A 13,648-nucleotide genomic window follows, 5' to 3' on the forward strand; every position below is an offset into this window, starting at 1 on the left:
GCCTTGGAAGAACGCCGTCCTGCAAGCATGCGATACCTTCTGAGCGTGGTCAGAAACTCATAAAGTGATCGTGTTACTCAAGATTTTTTCCGGTGCAAGTCATTTATGAGTTTTGTATTCATGATTTGAAGCCAAGAGACGATGGCCGGAAGCCGAAGCCTGCGGCCATCGAAGCGGCGAAACCTCCGCTCGGCTCGTCTACTGCATCAGACCGAGCTGCTTGTAAAAGCCGAGCGCGTCGTAATAGTCGTTCTGGGCGGCGATCTTGCCATCCTTGACGGTGAAGACCGAGGCGCCGGTGAACTTGAAGCTCTTGTTGGTCGCGGCCGTGCCGTCGGCCCAGGCGCCCGAATTGGTGCCGGAGAACTCCCATTCGAAGGAGACCTTGTCGCCGCTAGCGATCGGATCACCCTTCATGGTCCAGACGGCATCAGGCACCGCGTTCAGGAAATTGTCGATGACGCCGGTCTTGGCGGCATCCTTGCCGGTGACCGGCTTGCCGACCGACGCGTCGTAATAGGTGACGTCATCGGCGAAGTAGGATGCGGCCTTGCTCGAGTCATGGGCATTCCAGGCCGCGACATAGGCCGCGACCACATCCGACGCCGCGTCGGCGGCAAACGCCGCCGGCGTGAGCACGAGGGCGCTGAGGCCGAGGGCTCCAGCGGCAACAAGCAATTGACGACGGTACATCGCAAACTCCTCCCGTTTGTTTCGTTTGCATGCATTCTCCGCGCCCGGGGCGGTGAGCCTCAGCCGTGGTTGATCATGATGTGGCGAACGGCGGTGTAGTCCTCGAGCGCGTAGACCGACATGTCCTTGCCGTAGCCCGACTGCTTGACGCCGCCATGCGGCATCTCGTTGGTCAGCATGAAGTGGGTGTTGATCCAGGTGCAGCCGTATTGCAGGCGGGAGGCGGCCTTCATCGCCCGGGAAATGTCCTTGGTCCAGACGGAGGAGGCGAGGCCATAGTCGCTGTCGTTGGCCCAGGCGACGGCATCGTCCTTGCCGGTGAAGCGGGTAACGGAGACGACGGGGCCGAAGACTTCGCGGCGCACGATCTCGTCTTCCTGCGTGGCGCCGGCCACAACCGTCGGCTGGAAAAAGAAGCCGTCCGAGCTGCCGGCGGCACCGCCGGTGGTGATCTCGATGTGCTTCTGGTCGGCGGCGCGCTCGACGAAGCTCGCAACGCGATCGCGCTGGCGGCGCGAGATCAGCGGGCCGATCTCGTTTTCGGTGTCGTCGGCGAGGTTGTAGCGGATGGTCGAGACCGCCGAGGTGAGGTCGGCGACCAGCTTCTCGTAGATACCGGCTTCGGCATAGATGCGGCAGGCGGCGGTGCAGTCCTGGCCGGCATTGTAATAGCCGAAGGTGCGGATGCCGTTGACCACCGCTTCGAGGTCGGCGTCGTCATAGACGATGACCGGGGCCTTGCCGCCGAGCTCCAGATGGGTGCGTTTCACGGTCTTTGCGGCCGCCGCCAGCACTTTCTTGCCGGTAGCGATATCGCCGGTGATCGAGACCATCGAGATCTTCGGATGGTTGATCAGCGCATTGCCGACGGTTTCCCCGCGGCCGCTGACAACATTGACCACGCCTTCCGGCAGGATGTCGGCAAGCACGCGGGCCAGCTTCAGCGCCGTCAGCGGCGTCTGTTCGGATGGCTTGAAGACGACGGTGTTGCCGCCGGCGATCGCCGGCGCCAGCTTCCAGGCCATCATCATCAGCGGATAGTTCCAGGGCGCGATCGAGCCGACGATACCGATCGGATCGCGGCGGATCATCGAGGTGTGGCCGGGCAGGTACTCGCCTGCGGTCGGGGCGTGCAGGTTGCGTACGGCGCCGGCAAAGAAACGCCAGCAGTCGACGATCGCGGGCAGTTCGTCGTTCTTGACCGCATTGATCGGCTTGCCGCAGTTGAGCGCCTCAAGGGCTGCAAAGCCGTCCGCATCCTTCTCGATCGCATCGGCGATCTTCAAGAGATAGTTGGAGCGTTCGGCCGGTGTCGTCTGCGACCAGCTGGTGAAGGCGCTTTCAGCGGCGTCGACGGCCGCCTCGACCTGGGCATGCGAGGCTTCCGGCAGATCGACGATCTTGCCGCCCGTCCGCGGGTTCAGGATGTGTTCGTCGGCCTCGGTGCCGGCCTCGAAGCGCGATCCGATCAGCAGTTGGGTGTCCATGTCTGTTCTCCCTTGATAGTCGAGTTATTTGCCGGCGCCGGCGATCTGGTCGCCGTCGCGGGTGAGGTAGTAGGCGCCGAGGATCGGCAGGAAAGTGACGAGCACCACGACCATGGCAACCACATTGGTCACCGGGCGCTGGCGCGGGCGGATCAGCTCTTCGAGCATCCAGATCGGCAGCGTGGACTGCTGGCCGGCGGTGAAGGTGGTGACGATCACCTCGTCGAAGGAGAGCGCGAAGGCGAGCATGCCGCCGGCAAGCAGAGCCGTGCCGATGTTGGGCAGGATGATGTAGCGGAAGGTCTGGAAGCCGTCGGCGCCAAGGTCCATCGAGGCCTCGATCAGCGAGCCGGAAATCCGCCGGAAGCGCGCGACCGCATTGTTGTAGACGACGACGATGCAGAAGGTCGCGTGACCGAGCACGATGGTCCAGAAGGAAAACGGAATATCGGCCATCGAGAAGGCGGAGCGCAGCGCAATGCCGGTGATGATGCCGGGCAACGCGATCGGCAGGATGACGAGCAGCGAGACCGTCTCGCGGCCGAAGAAGCGCGTCTGGCTGACGGCTGCGGCGCAGAGCGTGCCGAGCACCAGCGCGACCGCGGTTGCGATTGAGGCGACCTTGACCGAAAGCGTCAGCGCCGCCCAGACGTCGGGCCGGTTCCAGGCAACGGCGAACCACTGCGTCGTCAGCCCCGGCGGCGGAAACTGATAGCTCTTTTCCTCCGTCGTGAAGGCATAGAGGAAGATCAGGAGGATCGGCAGGTGCAGGAAGGCGAGGCCGGCGGCGGCCGCAATCTTCAGGCCCATCGGTGAGCGGTTTCGTTCAGAGCGCATCGAAGGCTCCCATGCGTTTGGCGACGAAGAGGTACGCGCCCATGATGACGATCGGGACGACCGTGAATGCGGCGGCCAGCGGGATGTTGCCGGCCGTGCCCTGCTGGGCATAGACGGCCTGGCCAATGAAGAGGCGCGACGAGCCGACGATCTGCGGGATGATGTAGTCGCCGAGCGTCAGCGAGAACGTGAAGATCGAGCCGGCGACGATGCCGGGAAGGGCCAGCGGAAAGAGCACGTAGCGGAAGGTCTGGGCCGGCGTGCCGCCGAGATCGGAGGAGGCCTCGATCAGGTTGCCGGGCACGCGCTCCAGCGCTGCCTGGATCGGCAGGATCATGAAGGGCAGCCAGACATAGACGAAGACGATGAAGGTGCCGGTGTAGCTGACCGAGAGCGAGTTGCCGCCGACCACGGGTAGCGACAGCCAGCCGTCGAGCAGCCACATGAGATGCAGCTTTTCGAAGAACCAGGTGAGGATGCCCTCCTTGGCCAAAATCAGCTTCCAGGCATAGATCTTGACCAGATAGCTCGACCAGAGCGGCAGCATCACGCCGAGATAGAAGAGCACCTTCCATTTCCCCTGTGCGTAGCGCGCGGCGTAATAGGCGATCGGGAAGGCGATGACGGCGGAAGCGACGGTGACGGTCGCAGCCATCAGCACGGTGCGCAGGATAATGTCGAGATTGGTTTCGCTGAGCAGTTGGCGATAGGTCGCGAGCGTGAACTCGTAGTTGATCAGGCCCGAGAAATCGTCGATCGAGAAGAAGCTCTGGAGCAGAAGCGCAAACAGCGAGCCGAGATAAACGACGCCGAGCCAGAGCAGCGGCGGGGCGAGCATGATCAACAGAAGCAGATGCGGGTGCTTCCAGAAGAAGTCCGACAGGCGGCCGGCGGGGCCTCGGCGTTCAGGCAGAACGAGGGGTTCGGCAAAGGCGGTCATGCGTCCTCCATCGGGTGCAGCTCGTTTGCGGCAAAGCTGATGGTGACGGGGCTGCCGAGCGCGGGCACGGCGAGCGCTGCGGGGCTGGCGACCGCGACGCGGGCGCCATCGACATCGACGACGACACGGTTGACGGCACCGAGGAAGCTATGGGCCGAGACGGTGCCCGAGAGGCTGAGCGCGCCATCTACCGGCTGGGCGAGGACGATCGCTTCGGGACGCAGGCTCGCAAAGGGTGCCTTCAGCCCGAGCCGCTGGCAGAGCTTTTGCGGCAGCACGTTGGACGAGCCGACGAAATCTGCGACAAACCGCGTCTTCGGCTGCTTGTAGACGTCTTCCGGGCTGCCAAGCTGCTGGATGCGGCCATCGTTGAAGACGGCGATGCGGTCGGCCATCGACAGCGCCTCGCCCTGGTCGTGGGTGACGAAGACGAAGGTGATGCCGAGCGACTTCTGCAGGCTCTTCAATTCCTCCTGCATCTGCTCGCGCAGCTTCAGATCGAGCGCGCCGAGCGGCTCGTCGAGGAGCAACACCTTGGGCTTGTTGACAAGTGCCCGGGCGAGCGCCACGCGCTGGCGCTGGCCGCCGGAGAGTTGCCCGGGACGGCGGGTGCCATAGCCCGGCAGCTTGACCATGGCGAGTGCGTCCTCGGCCGCCTTGCGCCGCTCCTCGCGCCCGACACCCTTGACCATCAGCCCATAGGCGACGTTGTCGAGGATCGAGAGGTGCGGGAAGAGCGCGTAGTCCTGGAAGACGGTGTTGACGCTGCGGCGATAGGGCGGCACGCCCTCCGCCGTTTCGCCGAAGATCTCGATATGGCCGCCGGTCGGCTGCTCGAAGCCGGCCATCAGGCGCAGGCAGGTGGTCTTGCCGGAGCCTGAGGGGCCGAGCATGGCGAAGAACTCGCCCTCGGCAATCTCGAGGTTCACGCCATCAACGGCGCGCACGGCGCCGAAGTGGCGGGAAACATTGTCGAAGAGAACGGCGGTGGTCATTGTATGGCTCCGGGAAATGTGGCCCCTCATCCGCCCTGCCGGGCACCTTCGCCCCGCAGGCGGGGCGAAGGGGACGTGCGGCGGGCGTCTTGCCTCAAGTTTACGCCCTACGGTTTGGCCGGGGGCGTTCCCTCTCCCCGCGTGCGGGGAGAGGGGCAGGCTGAGGGGCAAATGCTTGCGATAGGTCTGACGGCTTAGCGGCCGCCGATCACGCCGATATAGTCGGAGACCCAGCGGTGATAGGGCACGCATTCGCCCTGGCTTTCACACTTCGTCACCGGCGTCTTCCAGAACTTGACCTTGTCGAAGTCCTCGTAGCCGTTGGTCTTGCAGCCGGCGTCGGTCAAGAGTTCGTTGCCCTTGCAGGCCGCACCGACCGACGGGTTGGCGCCGAACCAGGCGGAGACGTCGCCCTGGACCTTCGGCGACAGCGAGTGCTCCATCCACATATAGGCGCAGTTCGGATGCTGGCTGTCGGCGTGCAGCATGGTGGTGTCGGCCCATCCGGTCACGCCTTCTTCCGGAATGGTCGAGGCGATCGGCAGCTTCTCGGCTTCCATCAGGTTGACCTGGAACGGCCAGGAGCCGGAGGCGACGACGCCTTCGTTCTTGAAGTCGTCGATCTGGATCATTGCGTCGTGCCAGTAGCGGCCGACGATCTTGCGCTGGCCGCGCAGCAGCTCGAGCGCTGCCTTGTACTGGTCTTCATTGAGTTCGTAGGGGTCCTTGATGCCGAGTTCCGGCTTGTGCTTCATCAGGTAGTTGGCAGCGTCGGCCACATGGATCGGGCCGTCATAGGCCTGGACGCGGCCCTTGTTGGACTTGCCGTCGGGCAGGTTCATTTCCTCGAAGACGACGTTCCAGCTCTTCGGCGCTTCGCCCTTGAAGGCGTCCTTGTTGTACATCAGCACGTTCGGGCCCCAGACGTAGGGCGTGCCGTAGTGGACGCCATTGACTGTGTACCAGGGCGCGTTCTGCATGCGCTCGTCGATGGTCTTCCAGCTCGGGATGAGATCGGTGTTGATCGGCTGGACGCGCTTGCCGGCGACGAGGCGCAGCGAGGCGTCGCCCGAGGCGGTGACAAGGTCGAAGCCGCCTTCGTTCATCAGCGCCACCATTTCGTCGGAAGTGGCGGCGGTCTTGACCGAGACCTTGCAGCCGGTCTGCTTTTCGAAATCCGTGACCCAGTCATAGGCCTTGTCGGTCTCGCCGCGCTCGATGTAGCCGGCCCAGGCGACGATGGAGAGTTCGCCTTCGCCCTTGCCGAGTTCCTTCAGCGGCTCCTGCGCGAAGGCCGGGGCGACAAGGCCGAGCGACAGGGTCAATGCCGTGCAGGATTTGAGCATCTGCTTCATCTGAATTCTCCCAGTTTTGAGCCGCGTTTTGCGGCTTCGTTCCCAGGATGAAGCGTGCCTTCATTTCACCGTATTCGCAAATTCATTAAACAGAATGTCGCTTTCGGTTTTTCCGATATCGACTACCCACCAGCACGCCAGGGATGTGGCTCTTTCCAGAAGAAAAACAATAAAAGCGATGAGTTAGCGCGGTCTGGCGCTCCTCAGCGCCTCGGCGATACCGACGAAATCGCGCGCCGATTGTGGCAGGCCGGAGCCCTTGCGCCAGACCATGCCGACCTGCACGACGGGAAGCGCGCCCGACACGTCGCGACTCTCGATGCGGTCGCCTTCCAGCGACCAGGGGCGGTAGACGAGGTCAGGCAAAAGCGCGATGCCGGCGCCTGTCGCCACCAGGCTGCGCACCGCTTCGACCGAGCGGGTGCGGAAGGCGACATGCGGGCGGGCGCCAAGTGCGGACAAAAGCTTGCCGGTGTTCTCCTCGATTTCGTCCACTGTCAGCATGATCAGCGGTTCCTTGGCGATATCGCTGACGGAGATGATGTCGGCGCTGACCAAGGGATGTCCGATCGGCAGCCACAGGCGATAGGGCGAGGTCTCCAAAATCTCCGCCTGCAGCGCCATGCGGTCGCGCAGGTTGGATATGACCATGACGGCGACATCGAGCTCGCCGCCGATCAGCAGATGTTCGAGATAGGAGCCGTTGTCCTCGATGGCACTGACTTCCACGCCGGGGCAGGCGCGGCGATAGCGGGCGAGCAGATCGGAAAGCACGTAGCCGGCAACCAGCGAAGTGACGCCGAGATTGAGCTTGCCGCCGGTTTCCTCGCGGCTGTCGGAAAAGCTGCGCCGGGCGTCGGAGACATTGGAGAGGATCTTGGTGGCGTGGCGCAGGAACTGGTGGCCGTTGTGGGTGATCGACAGGCCGCGCGGATGCCGGTCGAAGAGCTCGACGCCGAGATCGCCTTCCAGCTCCTTGATCGCCTCGGTGATCGAGGATTGCGAGATCGACAGGTTCTGCGCCGCACGGGTGATCGACCCCTGTTCGGCAACGGCGACGAAATATTGCAACTGTCTGAAAGTGAAGGCCATGGCGAGAGTTAATAGGTGCGAGGCAGGGCTGGCAAGCGGGTGGCCGATGCAACCGGATCGACCGCCGATTTTTTCCCGTCATGTCGGTTTTCGGACAGGGAGCCGGAACGCCGGTGCTAAGCTGCAGGCGACTTCGGGATTGCAGGGAGGACGACGTGGATCAGGTGACCAAGCGGCCGATGCCGACGGAGGAGGGGATCCTCGCCTTTCATCGCCGCTGCGAGGACTTCTATCCCGCCGACGCGGTCGATGCCTCGATCGAACAGCAGCGCAAATGGTATGACGCGCTCTGCGCCGAATTCGATGCGCCGAGCCCGGCCGGGCTGACGCGCATGGATGAACTCGTCGACGGCCGTATCCCGACCCGGCGCTACCGGCCGGCCAAGGTCTCGAGCGAAACGCGCATCTATTACATCCATGGCGGCGGCTTCGTCGTCGGTTCACTCGACAGCCATGATGCGATCTGCGCCGAGCTTGCGGATTTCGCTCAGGCCGAGCTGGTCTCGGTCGATTATCGGCTCGCGCCGGAGCATGTCTGGCCGGCTGCTTTCGACGACAGCTACGCCGTGCTGCAACACCTCCTGTCCGACGGCCGCCCGGTCGTCGTGGCCGGCGACAGCGCCGGCGGCAATCTCACGGCTGGCATCGTTCTCAAGGCACGGGCGGAAAGGCTTTCCGGCATCGTTGGCCAGGTGCTGATCTATCCCGGCCTTGGCGGCGATCTCGTGTCGGGTTCCTATGAGGAGATGGCCGAGGCGCCGGGACTGACGACGGCCGATGTCGGCTATTATCGGGACATCCTGAAAGCGCCGATGGGCAATCCCTTCGCCGCACCGCTGGCGGAAACGGATCTCTCGGGCCTGCCGCCGAGCTATGTAACCGGCGCCTTCTTTGACCCCTTGCGCGACGATGCCCGCATTTATGCGGCGCGGCTTGCCATGGCGGGCGTGAACGTCACCTTCCGCGAGGAGCCGCAGATGATCCATGCGTGGCTGAGGGCGCGGCACATGAGCGAGGGCGCGCGCGAAGGCTTTCGCCGGCTGGCGGAAGGCGTGGCGGTCCTTGTCGGAACGCGTTGACGACCTGCTGTGTCCGTTTGTGAAGCGGGCCTAGCTCTTCGGCTTGAACACCAGCACCGGATTTGCCTGGAAGGCCTCGGGGAACAGGGTTCTCAAGTTCTCGATCTTCGGCAGGTCGTTGTAGACGATATAGGGGTGCGTCGGGTTTCGCGTCAGGAAATCCTGATGATAGTCCTCGGCAGCGTAGAAGCCCTTGAAGGGCGAAACCTGCGTGACGATCCTTGCCGGGAAGGCGGCTGATTTGCCGAGCTGGGCTATATAGGCATCGGCGATCCGCTTCTGTTCATCGGTGATGGTAAAGAGCGCCGATCGATATTGTGGGCCGTGATCCGGCCCCTGATAGTTGAGTTGGGTCGGATTGTGGGCGACGGAGAAGAACACCTGCAGCAGCCGGCCATAGGTGACGTCGCGCGGATCGAAGGTCACTTCCACCGCCTCCGCATGGCCGGTCTTGCCGCCGCTCACGGTTTCGTAGTCGGCGGTTGCCGCGGTGCCGCCGGAATAGCCGGAGACCGCTTTCTTCACGCCCTTAAGGTGCTGGAAGACGCCCTGCACGCCCCAGAAACAGCCGCCGGCAAAGACGGCGATTTCGGTCGAAGCGGATGACTTCTCGTCGAGTGACGGCGGCGGGATGACGACGGCCGGCTCCTGGGCGGCGGCGATGGGCGAAAACGCCAGCAACGCGGCGAAGACCGCGGTCAGTTTTGTGAGGGATCTGTCAGAGGTTTGTACCGACTTGCTGCGCGCCATCGCGTCCTCCCGTCGCCCGGCTCCAGCGCCGGCGTTCGATGACCTCATGTTTTCATGGGATTGGCAACGGTCAAATCGCGATCGCGTGCTTCACGCCAACGTGACGATCCGATACCAGTGGGCAAGCACGAGGCGCCGAGAACGAGGGACGATGACATGGCCGGAGAAACGGATCTCGTGAAACTGCTTTCGACGATGAACCCGGCGCTGTTTCCGCAGACCTACGTCTATTGTACCGTCGCCTATCAGGATCAGGCGCGCTACCAGGCGCTGGAGGCGCTTGCCACCTATCGCGAGGACGAGGGGTTGACCCTGGTCGTTACCCGCGCGGCCGCTGACGAGGCCGGGCTCGCCTATGGTCCGCTGCTTCGCCGCATCACGCTCAACGTGCATTCGGCGCTCGAGGCCGTGGGGCTGACGGCGGCCGTTTCGGCAGCGCTGACGCGCGAGGGCATCAGCGCCAATGTGATCGCCGCCTATTACCATGACCACATCTTCGTGCCGGAAGCGGATGCCGAGCGAGCGCTCGATGCGCTCCGGGCGCTGACCGTCGCCTGACTGGCCGTGTGCGCTCACATGAAGCGCGTGTCGGCGGGCGCGTTGAAGTGGTCGTCATCGCGGCCGTTTTCGTAGATGATCGGCGCCTCGGCGAGTTCCGCGTCGCTGACGCCATCGAGGCAGGCGACATTGACCGCGTAGAAATGGCCGATGAAGTCCTTGTGGTAGCCGCGCGAGAAGGGCCGGACGCCGCAGCGGCTGCAGAAATAATGATCGACGTCGCCTTCGATCCAGCTCGAATTGTCGGCCCGGTAGCTCGTCAGCCGGTCCTTGCTTGACGTGATCTCGAATTCTTCGCGCAGCGCAAATGCCTTCTGCATCCGTGTCTTGGCGCAGAAGGAGCAGTTGCAGCGGCGGATGCCCTCGGCGAGATCAAGCTGGCATTCGAAGGCGATGGCACCGCAATGGCAGCTGCCGCGATAGAGCTTCTTCATCGGTTTCCTCCTTGGGATTGGACGCAGATCATCGCCCGCCGGCCATATGGCCGGCGCCGCTTGAGATTTGCGCCACTTTGCGTTTCCGGCCCGGCGCCTGGCGCCGGGCACCGTTAACCGGCGTTGCCCGAAGGCGCCGGCTGATCGGCGGCCACCTGCGCCTTGCCGTCACCGTCATCGCTGGCCTTGCGCAGGAGCAGGAAGGCGATGAGTGCGGTGCCGAGCGATAGCAGCACGCAGATCGAGGCGGTGAAGGCGAAGGACTGAGTGAAGACGTCGCGCGCCGCCGTCAGCAGCCGTTCGGCTTCTGCAGGTGGCAGGTCGGCAGCCACCGCGACCGCTCCGCCGAGCGTCTGCCGGGCGGCGGCAACGGTTTCCTCCGGCAGGCCGGTGACCACCAGCTGGTCCATGCGGCCGCGATAGGCGGAGGTCAGCAGGCTGCCGAGCACGGCAATGCCGAGCGCGCCGCCGAACTCGAAGCTGGTCTCCGAGATCGCCGAGGCGGCGCCGGCGCGCTCCGGCGGGGCAGAGCCAACGATCATATCCGTCGTCAGCGTGCCGACCGGGGCAAAACCGAGGCAGAGCACCACGAGGCCTGTGGTGACGAGAAGCGGGCTGCTTGTGGTGCCGACCTGAGTGCAGATGGCAAAGCCGATCGCCGTCAGCACGAAGCCCGCTGCAATCAGGTTGGAGGCGGCAAAACGGGTGGCAAGCATAGGCACGGTCATCGAGGCGACGATCATCGCCACACCCGTCGGCACCGACCAGAGACCGGCGACGAAGGGCGTGAGCCCGAGCACCAGCTGCAGGTACTGCGCCACGAACAGGAAGGCGCCGAAGCCGACGAAGAGACCGAGGATATTGACGCCAAGGGCGGCGCTGAAGGCCGGCGTCCTGAACAGCGCCAGATCGATCAGCGGATCGGCGAGACGAAGCTGGCGCCGCGCAAACAGGATCGCGACGACGATGCCGAGCAGGATGAAGAAGACTGCGATCGTATCGAACCCGGCCTCGGCGATGTGCTTCATGCCGTAGATCACCGAAAGCACGGCGACGAGCGACTGGGCGGCGCTGACGAGATCGATCCGGCCGGCCTCGGGATCGCGGAATTCCGGCAGGAGGATCGGCCCGAGGATGAGGATCAGCACCATGACCGGCACGGCGAGCAGGAAGACCGAGCCCCACCAGAACTGCGACAGCATCAGCCCGCCGACCACGGGGCCGATGGCGCCGCCGGCCGAGAAGCTGGCGATCCACACCCCGATCGCAAACGTGCGCTGGCGGTCGTCGAGGAACATGTTGCGGATGAGCGAGAGCGTGGAGGGCGCAAGCGTTGCTGCCGCGACACCAAGCACCGCGCGCGCGATGATCAGCGTCTCGGCATTCCAGGCGAAGGCGGCGAAGATCGACGCCAGGCCAAAGGCGACCGAGCCGATCATCAGCAGGCGCCGGCGGCCGATGCGGTCGCCGAGCGTGCCCATGGTGATCAGCGAGCCTGCGACCATGAAGCCGTAGATATCGATGATCCAGAGAAGCTGGGCGGCCGAGGGCTTGAGCTGTTCGGCAAGCTGCGGGACCGCGAGGTTCAGCACCGTCAGGTCCATGGAATAGAGCATGCAGGGCAGCGCCAGCACGGCGAGCCCGATCCATTCGCGCCGGGTCGCCTTCGGACCGGGCGCGTTTTCGGTTTCAAGGTTCGAAATCTCAGACATGGTCGACGTAATCCCTGAGCCGCTCGAGGCACTCGCCCCAGCCATCCTGGTGCGAGTCGCGCTCTTCGGCGGTCTCGAATGGTGTTTGCTGGAAGGTGAGCCGCGTCTTGCCGCCGATATCGGCGAAGGAAACGGTGATCAGCGTGTCGCTGCCGGGCTCGCCGTCTTCGTCCCAGGCGAAGGTGAAGACCAGCTTCTCGGGCTCGCGCACTTCGCGAAAGATGCCGCTCATCCAATAGTCCTGGCCTTCGGGCGAGCGGATGCAGGCGCGCCAGGCCCCGCCCGGACGGAAGTCCATGTTGATCGAATGCGGCGTGAAGTCCTGCGGTCCCCACCAGCGCAACAGGTGCTCCGGCGTCGACCAGACCTTGAAGACGAGGTTTATCGGCGCCTCGAAGTCGCGCACGATTTCCAGGCTGATATCCTTGCGTGCTGCGTTTGCGGTCGCCGCTGTCATGAATCCTCCTCCTCCGGGCGCCCCAATACGCCCAGTCTTTAACCGTAGAGTTATTTAACTTAGCGGTTAATATCCGTGCGAAAAGGCGATTGTCAAGGCAGGCTCAAGCCCCGATCTGATTTTTGTCAATTTGGGCGGGGGAGGAAGGGTGGTCGCTTGCTTTTACGATGATACGGGCAGGCGCGCCTTGAGGCGGGCCAGCACCCGGACGAAGGCGCCGGGGTCCTCGAGGCTTCGGGCAAGGATCAGCGCGCCCTGGATGCCGCCGACGATTTCCTCGGCAAGGCCGTCGCACTCGGCGGCCGGTGTGCCGGCGCGTTCAAGCGTTGCGGATAGATCGGCACGCCAATCGGAGAAATAGCGGTTGAGTTCGCGGGCGAAGCGGTCGTGTGCGCCGCTCGTAGCGATCACCCCCATCAGGCAGAGGCGTCGGCCCTGGCGAAAGTAGCCGTCGACGGCGGCAAACATCGCGTCCAGCGCTGCGGCCGGGTCTTCCGCATTGCGTAGTGGCTCGAAGATGTGCGTGCGGAACCAGGCGGCGATATCGCCAAGCACGGCCTCTGCCATCTCCTCCTTCCCGCCGGGGAAGAAGTGGTAGAGGCTGCCTTTGCCAAGCCCGGTCTTCTCGGTGATCAGGCTGAGGCTGGTGCCGTCATAACCGTGCTCGCGGAAGATTTCCGCAAGCATGGCGATCACGTCCTTTCGCTCAGCGACGACGCGGCTCATGCGGGCTTCCTCACCAGCGGATACTCGACCTTGGCGAAACGGTGGAACAGCGCGCCAACGGCGACGAGAATAAGCGAGCCGGTCAGCACCGGGAAGAGCAGGAATTCGAAGCCGGGATCGGCGGCGAAGACGACGAGCGGGTTGGCGCCTGCCGGCGGATGGGTGATGCGCAATGCCGCCATCAGCGCGATCGCCGCGCCGACGGCGATGGCGACCGCCCACCATTCATTCGGAAAGACGGTTCTGAGGATCAGGCCGACGAGGGTGGCGACGAAGTGGCCGCCGACGACGTTGGCCGGCTGCGACAGCGGGCTCGCCGTGACGGAAAAGATCAGCACGCAGCTGGCGCCGAAGGGCGCCATCAACATGGGGTGGCCGACAAGGCCTGTGAGGGCGCCGACGGCGGCGATGGCGACGAGGCCGCCGATGCCGGCAATCAAGCCGCGGTTGATATGAACGGGAGGCTGATGACGCGAGAAGAAATGGCGCATGGTTGTACCAATCAGTAAACTCTTTACCGATTGGTACAATGA

General features: G+C 64.1%; 15 protein-coding genes. 2 read left to right on the plus strand and 13 right to left on the minus strand.

Annotated elements, in window-relative coordinates; translation table 11 throughout:
* Positions 1-198: 198 nt before the first annotated feature.
* The 7 genes from IB272_RS05785 to IB272_RS05815 all read right to left on the minus strand — a co-directional run bounded on the left by IB272_RS05785 (position 199) and on the right by IB272_RS05815 (position 7,399).
* A complete protein-coding gene (locus tag IB272_RS05785) occupies positions 199-693 on the minus strand; it encodes an ester cyclase (protein ID WP_060582609.1) in 495 nt (164 codons plus the stop codon).
* Positions 694-752: 59 nt separating this feature from the next.
* Positions 753-2,180: a gamma-aminobutyraldehyde dehydrogenase gene (locus tag IB272_RS05790; protein ID WP_034792090.1), complete on the minus strand. Its 1,428-nt coding sequence runs from the start codon at positions 2,178-2,180 to the stop codon at positions 753-755.
* A gap of 24 nt (positions 2,181-2,204) precedes the next feature.
* The gene (locus IB272_RS05795) at positions 2,205-3,017 is read right to left on the minus strand and encodes an ABC transporter permease (RefSeq protein WP_034792091.1); all 813 of its coding nucleotides are present in this window, start codon (positions 3,015-3,017) and stop codon (positions 2,205-2,207) included.
* Positions 3,007-3,957 (minus strand): ABC transporter permease, encoded by a 951-nt coding sequence (locus IB272_RS05800; RefSeq protein ID WP_060515874.1) that lies wholly within the window; start codon positions 3,955-3,957, stop codon positions 3,007-3,009. The genes IB272_RS05795 and IB272_RS05800 overlap by 11 nt, the downstream gene beginning before the upstream one ends.
* Positions 3,954-4,952: an ABC transporter ATP-binding protein gene (locus tag IB272_RS05805; protein WP_029742593.1), complete on the minus strand. Its 999-nt coding sequence runs from the start codon at positions 4,950-4,952 to the stop codon at positions 3,954-3,956. Before IB272_RS05805 ends, IB272_RS05800 begins: the two co-directional genes overlap by 4 nt.
* 194 nt (positions 4,953-5,146) lie before the next feature.
* Positions 5,147-6,307, minus strand: coding sequence for an ABC transporter substrate-binding protein (locus IB272_RS05810; protein ID WP_029742594.1), 1,161 nt, complete (start codon positions 6,305-6,307; stop codon positions 5,147-5,149).
* A gap of 183 nt (positions 6,308-6,490) precedes the next feature.
* Complete coding sequence (locus tag IB272_RS05815; protein ID WP_029742595.1) at positions 6,491-7,399, minus strand: LysR family transcriptional regulator; 909 nt, start codon at positions 7,397-7,399, stop codon at positions 6,491-6,493.
* A gap of 155 nt (positions 7,400-7,554) precedes the next feature.
* Here IB272_RS05815 and IB272_RS05820 point away from each other — a divergent pair, with 155 nt between their 5' ends.
* Positions 7,555-8,478 (plus strand): alpha/beta hydrolase, encoded by a 924-nt coding sequence (locus IB272_RS05820; RefSeq protein ID WP_029742597.1) that lies wholly within the window; start codon positions 7,555-7,557, stop codon positions 8,476-8,478.
* A 30-nt stretch (positions 8,479-8,508) separates the two neighbouring features.
* Here the strand turns inward: IB272_RS05820 and msrA are convergent, their stop codons facing one another.
* The gene (msrA, locus tag IB272_RS05825) at positions 8,509-9,228 is read right to left on the minus strand and encodes a peptide-methionine (S)-S-oxide reductase MsrA (protein ID WP_060582610.1); all 720 of its coding nucleotides are present in this window, start codon (positions 9,226-9,228) and stop codon (positions 8,509-8,511) included.
* A gap of 156 nt (positions 9,229-9,384) precedes the next feature.
* Here msrA and IB272_RS05830 point away from each other — a divergent pair, with 156 nt between their 5' ends.
* Entirely contained in the window at positions 9,385-9,786 is a 402-nt protein-coding gene (locus IB272_RS05830) for an ACT domain-containing protein (protein WP_060582611.1), read from the plus strand.
* Between the two features lie 14 nt (positions 9,787-9,800).
* Here IB272_RS05830 and IB272_RS05835 read toward each other — a convergent pair whose 3' ends face one another.
* The 5 genes from IB272_RS05835 to IB272_RS05855 all read right to left on the minus strand — a co-directional run bounded on the left by IB272_RS05835 (position 9,801) and on the right by IB272_RS05855 (position 13,606).
* Positions 9,801-10,220, minus strand: a complete 420-nt coding sequence (locus IB272_RS05835; protein WP_060515877.1) for a GFA family protein — start codon at positions 10,218-10,220, stop codon at positions 9,801-9,803.
* Between the two features lie 113 nt (positions 10,221-10,333).
* On the minus strand, positions 10,334-11,932 hold the full coding sequence (locus tag IB272_RS05840) for an MFS transporter (RefSeq protein WP_060582776.1): 1,599 nt from the start codon (positions 11,930-11,932) through the stop codon (positions 10,334-10,336).
* Complete coding sequence (locus IB272_RS05845) at positions 11,925-12,389, minus strand: SRPBCC domain-containing protein (RefSeq protein ID WP_113135678.1); 465 nt, start codon at positions 12,387-12,389, stop codon at positions 11,925-11,927. Before IB272_RS05845 ends, IB272_RS05840 begins: the two co-directional genes overlap by 8 nt.
* Positions 12,390-12,551: 162 nt before the next feature.
* Positions 12,552-13,115 (minus strand): TetR/AcrR family transcriptional regulator, encoded by a 564-nt coding sequence (locus IB272_RS05850; protein WP_060582612.1) that lies wholly within the window; start codon positions 13,113-13,115, stop codon positions 12,552-12,554.
* Positions 13,112-13,606, minus strand: a complete 495-nt coding sequence (locus IB272_RS05855; protein WP_029742604.1) for an HPP family protein — start codon at positions 13,604-13,606, stop codon at positions 13,112-13,114. The genes IB272_RS05850 and IB272_RS05855 overlap by 4 nt, the downstream gene beginning before the upstream one ends.
* Between the last annotated feature and the right edge of the window lie 42 nt (positions 13,607-13,648).

The sequence above is a fragment of the Ensifer sp. ENS08 genome, from assembly GCF_014852195.1.
GTDB classification, from domain to species: Bacteria; Pseudomonadota; Alphaproteobacteria; order Rhizobiales; family Rhizobiaceae; genus Ensifer; species Ensifer adhaerens.

What these genes read in the sequence shown, in the direction of transcription:
- IB272_RS05785 (WP_060582609.1), bottom strand. Translation starts at nt 693, where the DNA reads ATGTACCGTCGTCAATTGCTTGTTGCCGCTGGAGCCCTCGGCCTCAGC.
- IB272_RS05790 (WP_034792090.1), bottom strand. Translation starts at nt 2,180, where the DNA reads ATGGACACCCAACTGCTGATCGGATCGCGCTTCGAGGCCGGCACCGAG.
- IB272_RS05795 (WP_034792091.1), bottom strand. Translation starts at nt 3,017, where the DNA reads ATGCGCTCTGAACGAAACCGCTCACCGATGGGCCTGAAGATTGCGGCC.
- IB272_RS05800 (WP_060515874.1), bottom strand. Translation starts at nt 3,957, where the DNA reads ATGACCGCCTTTGCCGAACCCCTCGTTCTGCCTGAACGCCGAGGCCCC.
- IB272_RS05805 (WP_029742593.1), bottom strand. Translation starts at nt 4,952, where the DNA reads ATGACCACCGCCGTTCTCTTCGACAATGTTTCCCGCCACTTCGGCGCC.
- IB272_RS05810 (WP_029742594.1), bottom strand. Translation starts at nt 6,307, where the DNA reads ATGAAGCAGATGCTCAAATCCTGCACGGCATTGACCCTGTCGCTCGGC.
- IB272_RS05815 (WP_029742595.1), bottom strand. Translation starts at nt 7,399, where the DNA reads ATGGCCTTCACTTTCAGACAGTTGCAATATTTCGTCGCCGTTGCCGAA.
- msrA (WP_060582610.1), bottom strand. Translation starts at nt 9,228, where the DNA reads ATGGCGCGCAGCAAGTCGGTACAAACCTCTGACAGATCCCTCACAAAA.
- IB272_RS05830 (WP_060582611.1), top strand. Translation starts at nt 9,385, where the DNA reads ATGGCCGGAGAAACGGATCTCGTGAAACTGCTTTCGACGATGAACCCG.
- IB272_RS05835 (WP_060515877.1), bottom strand. Translation starts at nt 10,220, where the DNA reads ATGAAGAAGCTCTATCGCGGCAGCTGCCATTGCGGTGCCATCGCCTTC.
- IB272_RS05840 (WP_060582776.1), bottom strand. Translation starts at nt 11,932, where the DNA reads ATGTCTGAGATTTCGAACCTTGAAACCGAAAACGCGCCCGGTCCGAAG.
- IB272_RS05845 (WP_113135678.1), bottom strand. Translation starts at nt 12,389, where the DNA reads ATGACAGCGGCGACCGCAAACGCAGCACGCAAGGATATCAGCCTGGAA.
- IB272_RS05850 (WP_060582612.1), bottom strand. Translation starts at nt 13,115, where the DNA reads ATGAGCCGCGTCGTCGCTGAGCGAAAGGACGTGATCGCCATGCTTGCG.
- IB272_RS05855 (WP_029742604.1), bottom strand. Translation starts at nt 13,606, where the DNA reads ATGCGCCATTTCTTCTCGCGTCATCAGCCTCCCGTTCATATCAACCGC.